This window comes from bacterium, assembly GCA_029210545.1.
GTDB lineage: Bacteria > BMS3Abin14 > BMS3Abin14 > BMS3Abin14 > BMS3Abin14 > JARGFV01.
The window spans coordinates 1-14,244 of the sequence record JARGFV010000065.1; the positions used below are offsets into that span (position 1 = coordinate 1).

A 14,244-nucleotide genomic window follows, 5' to 3' on the forward strand; every position below is an offset into this window, starting at 1 on the left:
TACCCGGACTTTGGCGATATTACAGTAGCCTCCGTGAGGGAAGGGAAAACCACGCTTTCCCCTTCCCGTTGAGCCAAAGTCTCGCACAGACTTTGGTGATCTATCAGCAGTCATTGTAAGGAAAGGGAAAACGACACTTTTCCCTTTCCCCAGGACATTAATGAACCAGGAAAAGTCCCGATTGGACTTTTTGCGACCCTGTCAAATTTGAAATGTGAAATGTGAAATTCGCCCTAGCACGCTCTGCTTGCCGACAGCGGCGACATTCTCCTGAGCCTCTCCACGATGCCCGGGAAGACCTCAAGCAGTTGATCGATCTCCTCTTCGGTGGTTCCCCGCCCCATGGAAAAGCGCAGGGTGCCCTGGGCCAGAACCGTTTGGATCCCCATGGCCACGAGGACGTGGGAAGGTTCCAGGGAGCCGGAGGAGCAGGCCGAACCGGTGGACACCGCGATCCCCTCCATGTCAAGGGACAGGAGCATGGACTCGCCCTCCACGTGGCCGACGCTGGCGCTCACCGTCGAGGGGAACGCCCGGGTGAGGTCCCCGTTGATGGTGATCTCCGGAATGGAGGATGTCAGGCCGTCCACGAGTTTTTTGCGCAGGCCCGCCAGGCGGCCGTAGACCTTTTCCCTTTCGGCTTCGGCCAGGACAGCGGCTTCCCCGAACCCGACGATCCCGGCGATGTTCTCGGTGCCGCTGCGGCGCCTCTTCTCCTGGTGCCCCCCGATGATGAGAGGGTCGATTCGGGTGCCCTTCCGGACGTACAGGGCCCCTACCCCCTTGGGTCCGTAGATCTTGTGGCCCGCCATGGACAGGAGGTCCACACCGAGGTCATCCACTTTCGTGGCCAGTTTGCCGAAACTCTGGACGGCATCTGAGTGAAAAAGGACACCGGCCTGGCGTGTAACGGACGAAATCTCCTCGATGGGCTGGACTGTCCCCACCTCGTTGTTCACGTGCATGATCGACACGAGGATGGTGTCGGGCCGGATCGCTTTTTTCACCTCGCCGGGATCCACGATCCCGTCCGATCCAACCGGAACGTAGGTGGCCTCGAACCCTTTTTTGACCAGCCACGACACCGACTGCATGACGGCCGGGTGTTCGATGACCGAAGTGACGATGTGTCCCTTCTCAGCGGCGAAGGCCACGCCCTTGATGGCGGCGTTGTCGCTCTCGGTGCCGCCGCTGGTGAAAACGACCTGCGCGGGAGACGCTCCCAGCTGGCCGGCAACGCGGTTCCGGGCTTCTTCCAGGTGGGGCTTGATAACCTGTCCGAAACCGTGGGCTGAAGAAGGGTTCCCGAACAGTTCACCGAAGAAAGGCAGCATCCGGTCCCTTACCTCGGGACGCACAGGGGTGGTTGCGTTGTGGTCCAGGTAGATACCGCTCATTTACTGTCTCCTTTAACCTCTAAGGAGTCAGCCTCGGCGAGGAGGTCCGCGAGGGAGATGGAGGTAAGGAAACCCTGGACTTTCAAGGAAAGTCTTTCCCAAAGCAAGTGGGTCACACAGCCGGGATAGCGGTCGCACCCTTCCCTTTCGTGGCTCTCCTCGGTGCACAGGAACAGCTTTTCCGCGCCTTCCACGGCCCTGATCACCTCTCCAAGAGAGATATCGGAAGCCTCCCGGGACAGAATATAGCCTCCTCCGGGCCCCTTGCGTCCGCGGACCACGTCCACCTTCTTCAGGCGGTTAAACAGCTGCTCCAGGTAGGGGTGGGAAATCCCCTCACGCTCGGAGATATCGGACAGGCGAACAGGTTTGCCGTCGATGGAATGCTGGGCAAGGTCCAGAAGTGCCCTGACGGTGTAGCTCGAGCGTGTTGTGATCTTCATCCCGGATCCTCCACTATTGATAGGGTCGCAAAAAGTCCAGGCGGGATTTTTCGCTCCACGGAAAGGGAAAAGCGTCGTTTTCCCTTTCCTTACAAATAAATGACTTACGGTGCACGTCATTGATTTGGGCGCCCCGCGCGGGGCGCGTTGATGACTTTTTGCGAAGTCATCAACTTTAACAGCTTGTCAATCTGTCTTATCGGCCTTTTCCCCGGCATCCTCTGATTTACCCTTTTTTTCCCCGGCATCGTAATCCTTCGCGGCCTCTTCGATGGTTTTCTTGACGATGCCTTCGAGCCTGCAGCGAAGGTTTTCGAACTGGACCTGATCCTGTTCTTCGTCCTGATCATGTCTCTGGGCAAGCTCGTTGACCCTTTTGTTCATGAGCTGAAGCTGGTCCATCATGCAGTTGAAAGCCTGGGCCACCGGATCGGGCATGACCTGGTGGTTCAGGTCCACCTCGTCGACTTTCCTGCCTTCCTTGATCACGATCCGTCCCGGGATGCCCACCACCGTGGAGTTCGGGGGAACCTCCTTGACGACGACCGAGTTGGAGCCGATCCGGCTGTTTTCACCCACCTCGAACGGTCCAAGCACCTTGGCCCCCGCCCCCACCACCACGTTGTCACGGAGGGTGGGGTGCCTTTTTTCCTTCTTGAGGCTCACGCCTCCCAGCGTAACCCCCTGGTACAGGGTGACGTTGTCGCCGATCTCGGTGGTCTCGCCGATGACAACACCCATGCCGTGATCGATGAAAAAACCCTTCCCCACCCTGACCGCCGGGTGGATCTCGATGCCCGTGAGCATGCGGGAAATGTGGGAGGTGAGCCTGGCCAGGAACTTGAGTTTCCAGCCCCAGAGCCGGTGGGCGATACGGTGAAAAAAGAGGGCGTGGAACCCCGGATAGCTGAAAATAACATCCAGGGAACTCCGGCAGGCCGGGTCCCTCTCCTTGACCGTTCTGATATCCGCTCTGATCTTATCAAACATGGTTACAATTCCAGACTTGAGAGTTTGGTTGTTCGAAACTTAGCTTACCCAACGGATGTTGTCAACTATTGAAGCGCAGCAGGGTGGCTGAATCCTGGACAAAGAACAAAAAACGAAGATGAACCCGCACTTCTCACCAGCCTTCCGCTGCGGCGGCGGATACGGGTGAGAAATGTGGGTTAAGCTCCTTCTTCGTGCTTTGATCATCGAGCTTCGCGCCGGCTACTGGAGCGCCAATTCTCTTTTGAGCGCCTCCAGTTTCTTCGGGCCGATGCCGGGAACGGCGTCCAGCTGTTCCACGGATTCCAGGTATCCTCTGTTTTGGACGAATCGGTGGATCTTGCGGGCCAGAACCGGCCCGATGCCGCCGATCCTTTCCAGGTCCTCCGGTGCGCACTTTGAAAGCTCCATGGGGATGCGCCACACGTGCCTTTCCGACTGGCTCATGGGGCGGACACTCCAGCCGCCATCGGTTTTGAAAAGGACTCCGGCCCGGGGAAGGCAAAAACCGGACCCGAGCGTGTCCAGACGAAGTTTCAGTTGCCGGATCGCCCCGCCTGTGGTGGTCCCGGCGGGGAACGCCGCCAGAGCCCTGTCTTTCAGGGCGCTCGCGTCCAGAAGATATCCCTGGGACGGCCATTTTTCGGGGAATCGTGCGAGGTCAGGATAGATGGGCCTGTTGAAGTACAGCCATACCTGTCCGGCAATGAGGATGAAGAGAAACAGGAGAAGGGTTATGCGTGCCTGGCGCTTGTCAAAGTTCATGACTGGCAAGGTGCAAGTTTGTTGCCAGCCATAGGGCACAGGTCTGAGGACGTGAGGCGCAGTTGGAGTTCACAGCTCACTGCTGGTTGCTATGTGGCCTGGCAAGTCGATGTATCTTTATCTCAGTGGGAAGCAAACAGAAAAGTGCCGACATCAGGACTCATCCCCAACCGTTGCGGCATCTCCGTTGATCTTAACTTTGTAGCTTCTGAAAAAGCCCCGAGCGATCAGATCGTCAATTCGTTCATGCTTTTGGAGATAAATAGCGACCAATTTTTTCTTAGTTGTAACCGGGATTTCAATGATGTCCACGACGGACGGAAGTTGGCGAACGTTCTCCTTCTCATTGAATACGCTCCACAAAATGGCTTTATAAACGTATGTGGGAAAGGTTGCCATAAAGCTGCTGGGATCCGGATGGCCAATTAGAATATGAACACCTTGTTCCATCAGGTAACTTAAGGGGGCGATCCGTTTATGGCCAGGGCCATTGGCGGGAGCATAAAGACCGTTCTGGGCGATCCACCTGTCACTTAAACCCATCATATCTATGGTTCTGAGGTTCGAATAGTAAGGAACAGCTCCAGCAGCCACTATAGCAATTGTCACAGGTTCTCCAGGAGCATCCGGAAGAAGCTGCCCCAGAACTTTCCCCGTGGATATCCATGCCATTCCTTCATCTGACAAATGAAGTTGGAGTTGCTTTGTAGACTCGATCAAGGGGTTTTCAGGACTGGCCCGGTGGGTTAACTGGTGATGAACCGATCCTGCCAGCACAAGGATGAGAACCAATCCCCTTATTGTCAAAGACCGGGATATTATCCAGGTCGCCCACACCAGGATTACTATGAATAGCGGGAGAACGGGGACCATGAACCGGTATTCCATGAAATCGCCGCCCACCCTGATTATATAGGCCGTCCACATTAAGCAGATCCAGGAAAGAACCCATATGATTTGCGGCACTAATCGGGGCTTTCGAAAAATCGCCACAATTATTAAGAGGAGGAGTGGGTAAAAAAAATACGAAACCAGGAAGGTGTGAACGTAGGAAAGTCCGTAAGCGGAGACGAGCTCGGAAGGGAACTTTATGTAGAAGGTGTTGGGCAAAATAGAACCGTAATAATTATATTTCCAGGCCAGCCATGAGATCGATATCAGAAAGAGGGGGCTTATAAGAGCAATGAAACCAGTCCATCGTTTTTCCGTGCGATACCTGATCAGCAGCCAGGCAATCCAGGTCAGGAGTAGAGCGGCAATGAGAGCAGAATCCATTCGGGTTAGAAAGGCCGCGCCAACGACTAGTGACAGCAACAGGAGTTTGCTGTTTCGAAGATCCCGACGCGCGGAAACTTCCGCCGCCAGCCACACGGAGAAAAGAAGGAGGAAGGTCTGGAGCATGGTCTCCAACCCTCCCGTGGCAAAGGCCCTGAAAGTGTAAAGCCCTCCCAGGGCCAGAACTCCTGCCACACCTGCCCACGGCTCGCCTGTCACCAGGGTAACCAGTTGGTACTGAGCAGCCAAAGCCATGGTGAACAGAAGAATGCCCAGCACCATGCTGAACAAAACCGGGTCCGCGCCCAGCCTGATCGGGACTGACATGATCAGGACCCAAAGGAAGTTGGAATAACCTTCGACTGGCAATTCACCAGGGTTCCACACCAGACCGTGGCCGTGAACCAGGTTTGCCGCGTAGCGGAACGATATGAAAGCATCGTCCATGAAAAACCGCTGAGCCCAGGCTATGCCAACATAGAAAACCGTCAGCACCACTGCGGCAGCTCCCGCATGAGAACGATAATCGCCTGTCATGTTAATGCCTGTATCTGGAATGGGCATTTGGTCAGGCACTGGCAAACCCTCCTAATAATGTCTCATGCTTAGATCACCCCGAATTCACGCAGCGATTTAAGCGTCTGGTTGAGATGCCTGTGGGCCAGGACCTGGTCCGGGGGCGGGTCGGGTTTCGGATCCCTGATGGTCAGCTGGCCGATGCCGGTTGCCCCGTACTTCCTGCGTTCCTTAAGGTAGCTTTCAGGAAGTTCGTCGGGAACCTCCTGCCCGGTGAGGATCCCCCATGCCAGGGTCCAGGAACGGGCCACGGTGTCCATCTCGTAACCGCCCCCGCCGGAGACCATGATATCCCCGCTGTGGATCTCCAGGAGCCGCGCCAGGGCATGTTCCACCGACCTGGTCGTCAGCATGAGATGAGCGAGAGGGTCTCCCGTCATGGTGTCGACGCCAAGCTGAACGACCACCAGGTCCGGAGAGAAGGAACGAAGGAGGGGGGGCACGACCGCCTCGAACGCGTCGATGAAGGTGGGATCGGACGATCCGGGGGACAGGGGGACGTTGACGCTGTAGCCGTACCCCTTCCCCTCCCCCAGTTCCCTTTCGTAGCCGGTGCCGGGGAACAGATGGTCGGGGGTCTCGTGAATGGAAACGGTCAGGACCTGGTCCGACCCGTAAAACGCCTCCTGGACTCCGTCTCCGTGATGGGCGTCGATGTCCAGGTAAAGGGTTTTTCTACCCTTTTCCACCTGGTCGGCGATAGCCACGGCCAGGTCGTTCAGGTAGCAGAACCCGGCCGCCCTGGCGTGATGGGCATGATGGAAACCGCCCCCGGTGTGCATCGCTACGGAACAGTTACCCTCGGCGACCTCTGAAAGGGCCATGAGGCTCCCGCCGCACACCAGGAGGCTCCAGTCCCACACACCTGCGAAAATGGGGTTGTCCCCGAGACCAAGTCCCCATTTCAGGGCGCCGGGGAAATGTTCTCCCCCGTTGGCTGCCTCAAGGGCCTCGAGGTAACCTGCGGAATGGGTTCTCAGCAGGTGGTCCCGTGTGGCGGGAACCGGTTCGGCCTGCCTTACTGCCGGCCCGTCCAGAAAACCGCAGGCCTCCATGAGGTAATGGGTCAGGTAAAGGCGGGTCGGCCTCAGCGGATGGTGGGGTCCGTAGCTGAAGGTGCGGTACAATGGTGAATAAACAAGAAGTTGATCCATGACCGGACGGTTATTCGCAGGACGGACCAGCTTCGGAGACAGACGGCTCTTTAAGGTTTCTGGTCTGCTCCTCCGAATACTTGAACATGGGCAGCATGTATTCGGCCGCCAGGATGATCAGGAACGGGACGGCCATGATGAAGATGCCGACAAGGACCCCTTCTTTCTCGAACATCGCGGGATGGTACGATTCCCGAAGACCGGACAGCGATTTGGAGATCATCTGCCCGCCGATAACCACGTTCCACCTCATGGCAAAAACCTGGATAAGGAGCAGTGTGGCGGCGATGAAAGACAGGGTGTTGGCGACCCTGTCGCCCATGCTCTTCCTCAACAGTACGATAATCCCGAGGAGCATCAGGGGAATAAGCGCACCTACGACGATCTGCAGCCCCATGTAGGAGAAACTCAAGGGGCCGGAAAGCAGTTCGTGGACGATCTCCCACTCCTCGGCTTTCTCGTAGGCCATGGAGATCTCGGCCAGGAGCTCCAGCGAGAATGTAATGATGAGAAACATCCACAGCCAGCCGCACATGGTGTCGATGCAGTCCCTGTCGATGACGAACCCTTTCAGCTTCATGATGATCTGGTACATGACGATGAGGGCGGCGATCCCGGAAACCACGGCCGAAAAGATGAAGATGATGGGCATGAGCGGGGTGGACCAGTAGGGGTTGGCCTTGACTCCACCGAAAAGGAACCCGACGTATCCATGGAGCAGGAACGCTCCGGGGATACCGATGGCGGCGAGGAAGTTGGTGACCTTGTGGTCCACCTCCAGGGCCTCTTCCGAGATGTCGTAGACACCCAGAGTCAGGATCCTGTAGATCCGCTGTCTCCAGCCCCGCGTTCTCCTGGCGTAGGTCACGATATCTTTCCGAAAGACCAGCCAGACCTCCAGCAGGAGGATGAACAGGTAACCGGTGTAGAAGAACCCGAAACCGGCCATTGCCGACTGGAACTGGGGCGTGAGGATGACGTTCATGCCACGGATGGGATGCCCCAGGTGGTTGAGCAGGGGCCAGGTGGCGACAAGGAGGAACGCCAGGGATGCCATGAGGGCGAAACTGGCCACCGGCTTGAGCTGTTTGATCCCGAACACGTGATACAGGGACGAAACCACGAAAGCCCCGGCTACCAGCCCCGTAATGTAGGGGTATATGACGATCATCAGCGACCAGTGGATATGGAGGTCGTTGGGAAATACATAACCGACTGTCTCCAACATCAGCGGACCTCCTTGTCAAGGCCGAGATAGTAGCATTTCGGTTTGGTGAGCAACTGGGGCTGAAGCATGCCGACCCTCTCCTCTGCCAGGACCTTCGTGACCGGATCGTAGGGGTCGCGGATGTCGCCGAAACGCCTCGTGCCGGTGGGGCAGGCCTGCACGCAGGCCGGCTTGAGACCCTTCGTGATTCGCTGGTAGCACCAGGTGCACTTGTCCGCAACGTGGGTGACGGGGTTGATCCATCTGGCAGCATAGGGACATGCCTGGACGCAGTAGCCGCAAGCCATGCAGCGTTCCTTGTCCACCAGCATGACACCGTCCGGGCTCTTGAAGGATGCCCCGAAGGGACACACCTGGACACACGGCGCTTCACTGCAATGGTTGCACATTTTCGGAACGAAATAGGCTTTGGAAACACCTGAAACCCCGGCCGTGGCAGCCGGAAAACCGTAAAGTCCCCCGTTGGGCGAATCGATGTGGGCATGGTCCGATTCAGGTCCCTTCTGGTACCTCTCGACCCAGGTGCGGTAAAACCCCGTGGGCACCTTGTTCTCACGCCTGCACGCCTGGACACAGGAGCCGCAACCGATACACTTGTGCAGATCGATTATGTAGGAATAAAGGTGTTCCCTTGGGTTGTAGCCGGTCAGGTCCATTTCAGGCTGAACCGTGGTGCCGGCCAGTGCCCTTTTAACCCGTCCGGGAATGAGGCCGAAGGCGACCGCGGCGACGCTGCCGAGCAATGCGCCCGCCGTCGTTCGCAGGAAATTTCTTCTGCTCGTTTCTTTCATGGTGACTCCTCGCATCATAATCTCAAGATCTCCAGGTGATTCTGACTACATGGAAGGATCGTGGGGATCATGACAGTCCAGGCACACATTCGGCGAATTTTCAACGTCCATTTCCGCCAGATGTTCGACGATACGCACCTGCGGGAAATGATCGGGTTTCGCCGGCTGGGCTTCGTGACAGCGGATACAGAGATCTTTGGCCTGCTGGATCTCCATCTCTTCAGACCACTCGTATTTCCCAGGGTTCGCCATGAAATCCTCGATCTTCTCGAAATGAACATGGCTGTTGAGAGGACCGTGGCAGGTTTCGCAGTTGATGCTTGCGTGTGCGGTCTCCAGGAATTCGCTCACCCTGTCCTCATGGCAACTGGCGCACGATTCGGCACCCGCTCCATGCTGGACCTGAAGGGCTTTCTCCTCCCGCAATGCATCGCCCCGATAGGGACCGTACTTCCCGAAGGTCGGATAGAGGGCCTGAACAATGACCACCCTCCCGACGATGTACAAGGCGATGACAATGACGATGATGAGAACCGCTCGCCAGAGATGTTTGGTGTGTTCCATAATGAGTACCTCTCACCGCAGCGTTTCGGGGAACCTCGTTACGCTGCCGGCTGGTTTGTCGGAAGGCGCATTTTCCCGTAACTTTGATTGCGTCGCAAAAAGTCATCAACGCGCCCCGCGCGGGGCGCCCAAATCAATGAATAGCCGCACATGGGAAGGGCGCCCGGATCAGTGACTGAAATACAGGCCACTGATCCGTGAGGGAAGGGGAAACCACGCTTTTCCCTTTCCGTGAAGCGAAAAGTCCCGGATTGGACTTTTTGCGACTCTATCATTATTCGTCCCCGTGACTATGGGGAGGGTTGACATCCCTGCCCCGGGTTTCCGAAACCGGTTTCCCTTCTGACGCGAAGAGCCAACTGATGAAAGATCTGTCTCCGAAGCGGGGTTTGTGCAGCCTTATCTCCGGTTCCTCTTCAAACTTTTCGGATGCGAAAAGCCACCTCCAGAACCCCTTTTCGCTGAACCGTGACCGGTATTCCGGACCGGGCCCCTCTTCCGTTTCGTAGCGATCCGGGGACAATATCCAGAAGATCACTGTCCACGGTTTTTTCCAGGTAACTTTCAATTAAGCGCCTCCTCAAACGCGGGCCTGTATCAGGAAATATAAACCTCTCCATAACAGGATAACAAGAAAATCGGCAGGTCAAGTATTGATGACTTCGCAAAAGACCAGGCGGGACTTATCGCGACCCTGCTTGTTACCTGTCAGTGATATCCGAACCAGCCGAACGGTATGACCGTAATTTTTCACCGGTTATATCACCCTATACCATGTTTTTCCGTCAACCGGTGCCACTGTCCGAGTACCCAGGAGCCTGCCGCGGCGGCCATTCCGAATGAAAAGACGCTGGCGACCACGGGAAGCCCCTTGATCTTGAAAAGATCGTAGAAGAACGCCTTGCCGCCGCCCAGTACGGTAACGAGAACGGCAACCCATTTGATCTGGGCATCGACCTGTTTTCGGGCAATCATGAACAGGCCAAGGGCGCCGAGGTTAAGGATCAGGCTTTGACCAGCTGTAAAGGCGGCCCCGTCTCCAAGACCCGCATACAGGCCGGCTCGCAGGGCCAGGAAAGCGGCCCCGACACTGACCAGGAGCGGGATCGCCCCGCTGACATCGTTCCGGTCCAGTCGCCCGAAATACAGGCTGTCGCCCGGCGGGTCCGTTGTCTTTACGATGTGGTAATGTCCGAGGGCGACCACGGCTATTACCGTCATGCCGGCCAGTGTGGCGGCGAAGTGGGTCCCGGAAGGCGACATGAGCAGCAGGAGGCCCGAGGCGCCCAGAACCGTTCCCTGCAGGAAATACCCGGTGACCCTGACCCCGGCGCTTTTCCACCGCGCCGAAAGCCATGCGAGGCTGATCGCCGCCCAGGAAAGGATGGCGAGGGCGATCACCGATTCCCCTGAAAGGTCCCTGAACGAAAGGGCCAGCAGCAGCGCGGCAGGGAAGGCGAAAGTGTTGGCTCCCTTCGTCCCGGCACCGGCTCTTCCGGCCTTGAGGGCAGCGATCCCCAGCAGTGCGCTCGCTGTCAGGACCCCCGAGACGCCGAGGACCTTTAAGCCCTCCCCCAAAGCTGAGACGACCATGAGGGCGGCAACATAGGCGCCCGCGGATGCCGCCGTGGGGAGGATGTTGTCGAAGGGACGCCGGGTATCGTGATCACTTTTCCAGATGGCGTACACCGATATCCCGATGTAGTAGGCGAGGAAGACGGCCACCAAGGTGAAAAACCAGGCAAGTGTGCCTGGAACCGCACCGAGCCTGAGCGCTTCAGAGCGCAGAGCGAAACTCCAAAGGAAAAACAGGGTTGAGGTAAAGAGATACACCAGGATCCGAAGCCACCAGCCGCGGGGCAGTCGTGCCGCGGAGAAAGCCATAATGTTGACAGCGAGAAGGTAAACGGCGAGGGGAACGAAATCGGGCTTTGGAAAAGCCAGGGGCAGTGCAGCCAGAAGCACGGCCAGGGTTCCCACGCCAACCGGGATCGTGGCCCGCTGGGTCCAGCTGATCACTGCCATCCCGCTTCCCGCAACGGCGAGGATGGCGTAGGCCGGCACCGTGGAGATGGAACCGAACCCGGCATGGGCCTCCAGTACCACCGCCACCAGCAGGAGAACTCCGCTGATGCTGAAAATGGGAGCAAGGGGAAGCTTTTTCCGGTACATGAAAAGACCGGCTGCCTCAAGAGCGGTGGCGTATCCGATGCCAAGAAGGGTCCCCGGCCTGGGACCCAGGGCGCCGCTGTCCGTAAGTGTCCTGAGAATCAGGGCGAGAAGCAGGATCAGGCTTACGACAGCCCCCCGGGACATGATGGCTGCCAATCCTCCTACAGACCAGGGACTCTGTTTTCTCTTTGCTTCGATGAAAGGGATGTCACCCTGCACAGGTACGGCTTCCTGGAAAACCGGTGTCCTTTCACCTGACAAGGCTTCGAGTTTTGCAACCCGCTCCGCCAGGGCGGTGACCTGATCCCGCAGTTCTCTCATGGCCCGGCTATGTCTATCTTCCTGGTCGATCAACTGCTCCTCCATCCGAAAAGAATAACACATTTGAAAGGCGAGACGTCCTTTTACACGATCCCGGGAATAAAAAACAAGCGTTTTAAATAAAAAAAAATTAATAAATATCAACATTTTAGGGCGATTCAAGCATCAATATTCCGTCAAACAAAAATATAAATAATTTAACTTTACACTTTCAATACTTTGCTGCCCTAGCCTTTGGCGACGGCTGGAGAAAATCAAGACCTGGGTTTTGATCTAATCACTTGGAAACACAAAAAAGGCCCGGCTTTTCAGCCGGGCCGAAGCGGTATTGTTCAGGTTCCGGGTGCGGAATTTTATTTGAAATCGTGGCACTCGTAGCAGGCATCCCCCGCGTTGTGCTCTACCTTGTCGTCGTGGCACTGGTAGCATGCTTCCCGGTCAGGAACCACCCATGCATGGGGTGTGTGGCAAACCAGGCACCCGTCCTCCAGGTGCTCGTCCACGTCGAGGTGAAGTTCAGCCAGTTCGCCGTCGTGGCAATCGACACAATCCATGGTGGGCTGGACCTTCTGGAGGTCCAGGTGGCACTCGGAACACTCGAAATCGCCCATTCCCACGTTCTCGTCATACTCGGATACGCCCTTCTGCTCGTGGCATGTGGCGCAATCCCTCGCAGGCGGCAGGCCGCCGGTATGGCAGACGTTGCAGTTCATCTCGGCATGCCGGTACTTCAGGTCCCAGGGATGCCAGTTGTCCCACTCCTGCCCCTTGGGAACCATCTCGGCCCAATGGGTGCTGACCGAACTCCGGGGCATGGTGTGGCAGATCTCGCAGTCGCGCCGGATCACCTTGCCATCCTCGGACACATGCTTGCCGTCGTGACACCGGAAGCATCCGGGTGAGATCCAGTGGCCGATGTTGTCCGGGTATTCACTCCAGCTGACGTTCATCTCAGGGAAGAAGTTCACTTCGTGTATCCCGGTGACGACCTTGACGGCATCCTCGATGGCCGCTGCTTTGCTGTCCACGATCCCGGGATACCCTTCCCTATAGAAGCTCCAGATCTTTTCCCGGATCGCTTCCGCCGCTTCCTCGTGGCTGGCATAATCCCCGATGAGGGCTTCCACGCCCACCTTCTTTATGTAGGGAAGTTTATGGTCGATAGCCTCTTCCACCAGGGCCTTGTCCATGGCCTTGTCAGGTGAGTTATAGATGTGGGTGGGCCGGTTGTGGCACACAACGCAGTCCACCAGGCGAACCTCTGGAGCGTGACCATCCTTGCCACCGCCTCCCTCTTCTTCCTCGTAACCCTCCATGCGGTACTCGACCACGGTGCCGTCCCCGTACTCTTCCCACACGACGGGGATGACCTGCAGCCCGGGATCGGCCGCCTGGAAGGTGACTTTCTTGTCGGCGAGCATGTGCCAGTGGATACCGGATCCGCCCTCTTTGGCGGCGCTTTCCCCCCCGCCGATCCGGACCAGCATGGATACGTCGTGGGCGACGTTTTGCTCATCGAACCCGAAATGGGTGTGGACCTTGAGCTTTGAGCCGTAGAACTTTTCGGGCCAGTGACACTCCTCGCAGGTCTCTCTCGCCGGTCTCAGGTGCTGGATGGCAGGGGGGATGGGCCTCGGGAAGGAGTCCAGGAGCACGGCAAATAACTGCCGCGTTCCGGCAAGTTTCGATTTGACATACCACCCGGCACCGGGCCCGACGTGGCATCCGGCACACGACACTTTGGCGTGGGGGGAGTTCTGGGACGCCACGGCCTCGGGTTCCATGACCTCGTGGCACAGTTCGCCGCAGAAGGTGAGCGACTCGGTGAAATGGTAGGCTTCGTAGGCGATCACCGTCAGCAGCAGGGCAACAAAGATGGTCCCCACCATGAATACGGTGAACCGGGTCCTATGGGCCCCCAGGTTGAGGTCCAGGATCGGGAACCTCGGTATCTCTACAGGCGATGTCTTTCTCCTGCGCTTTTGCTCGTCCCACATTCCCCATGCGACGAGAAACAGGCCGGCCATGAAAAAGACCGGCAGGATGAAAAAGAGAAGAACACCCAGATAGGCGGAATGGACGTTGGCGAGAAAGTCTATGATGAGCAGAAGGGCGATCAGGAGCCCCGCCACGATGGACATGATGAATCCCAGATAGCTCATGGGGTTCCGCCACAGTCCCCTCTCTAAAATCCTCTTGTCGTCAGTCATTAAGTGGTCTCCCTGCGGATTTGTTCCATTGTTCACAAAAGACTCTTTCCATTGCACTTACGTAACTGCTTCATTTCGCACAATAATCCATGTTCGTCAAGCATCTACTGTGTACCTTGTTTGCGAAGTTATTCACATATAAAAAACCACCAGGTTTAGCCGGTAGTTTTTTATATCTCGTTCATTCAAAACTGAATTTCAATATCAGCAATCCTGTCTACCAGAACGGTCAAAGACCCGCCTCTTCCCCTTTTCCTCTCCCCCGGTGTCAGAGCACTTTGGCAATGACTTTGCATTCCTTCATGCATGGGACGTCCACTGAGGGTCATTCAGAACATCTACCCCTACCACCTGGTCT

General features: G+C 56.9%; 11 protein-coding genes and 1 pseudogene. All 12 read right to left on the reverse strand.

Annotated features, from left to right (window positions below; all coding sequences use genetic code 11):
- Positions 1-233: 233 nt before the first annotated feature.
- The 12 genes and pseudogenes from P1S46_08085 to P1S46_08140 all read right to left on the reverse strand — a co-directional run bounded on the left by P1S46_08085 (position 234) and on the right by P1S46_08140 (position 13,886).
- Positions 234-1,397 (reverse strand): cysteine desulfurase family protein, encoded by a 1,164-nt coding sequence (locus tag P1S46_08085; GenBank protein ID MDF1536442.1) that lies wholly within the window; start codon positions 1,395-1,397, stop codon positions 234-236.
- Complete coding sequence (locus tag P1S46_08090) at positions 1,394-1,840, reverse strand: Rrf2 family transcriptional regulator (protein ID MDF1536443.1); 447 nt, start codon at positions 1,838-1,840, stop codon at positions 1,394-1,396. The genes P1S46_08085 and P1S46_08090 overlap by 4 nt, the downstream gene beginning before the upstream one ends.
- Positions 1,841-2,185: 345 nt before the next feature.
- Positions 2,186-2,830, reverse strand: a pseudogene (cysE, locus tag P1S46_08095) (serine O-acetyltransferase).
- Between the two features lie 222 nt (positions 2,831-3,052).
- Positions 3,053-3,595: a helix-hairpin-helix domain-containing protein gene (locus P1S46_08100; protein MDF1536444.1), complete on the reverse strand. Its 543-nt coding sequence runs from the start codon at positions 3,593-3,595 to the stop codon at positions 3,053-3,055.
- 153 nt (positions 3,596-3,748) lie between these two features.
- Positions 3,749-5,446, reverse strand: coding sequence for a hypothetical protein (locus tag P1S46_08105; GenBank protein ID MDF1536445.1), 1,698 nt, complete (start codon positions 5,444-5,446; stop codon positions 3,749-3,751).
- Between the two features lie 29 nt (positions 5,447-5,475).
- Entirely contained in the window at positions 5,476-6,600 is a 1,125-nt protein-coding gene (locus tag P1S46_08110; protein MDF1536446.1) for an acetoin utilization protein AcuC, read from the reverse strand.
- A 10-nt stretch (positions 6,601-6,610) separates the two neighbouring features.
- Entirely contained in the window at positions 6,611-7,828 is a 1,218-nt protein-coding gene (nrfD, locus tag P1S46_08115; protein MDF1536447.1) for a polysulfide reductase NrfD, read from the reverse strand.
- Positions 7,828-8,619 carry a 4Fe-4S dicluster domain-containing protein gene (locus P1S46_08120; GenBank protein ID MDF1536448.1) on the reverse strand — a complete coding sequence of 264 codons (792 nt, stop codon included), beginning with the start codon at positions 8,617-8,619 and terminating at the stop codon, positions 7,828-7,830. Before P1S46_08120 ends, nrfD begins: the two co-directional genes overlap by 1 nt.
- 45 nt (positions 8,620-8,664) lie before the next feature.
- Positions 8,665-9,183 (reverse strand): hypothetical protein, encoded by a 519-nt coding sequence (locus P1S46_08125; protein MDF1536449.1) that lies wholly within the window; start codon positions 9,181-9,183, stop codon positions 8,665-8,667.
- Positions 9,184-9,457: 274 nt separating this feature from the next.
- Positions 9,458-9,751: a hypothetical protein gene (locus P1S46_08130; GenBank protein ID MDF1536450.1), complete on the reverse strand. Its 294-nt coding sequence runs from the start codon at positions 9,749-9,751 to the stop codon at positions 9,458-9,460.
- Positions 9,752-9,945: 194 nt separating this feature from the next.
- A complete protein-coding gene (locus tag P1S46_08135; GenBank protein MDF1536451.1) occupies positions 9,946-11,709 on the reverse strand; it encodes a hypothetical protein in 1,764 nt (587 codons plus the stop codon).
- A 320-nt stretch (positions 11,710-12,029) separates the two neighbouring features.
- A complete protein-coding gene (locus P1S46_08140) occupies positions 12,030-13,886 on the reverse strand; it encodes a cytochrome C (protein ID MDF1536452.1) in 1,857 nt (618 codons plus the stop codon).
- Positions 13,887-14,244 lie beyond the last annotated feature (358 nt).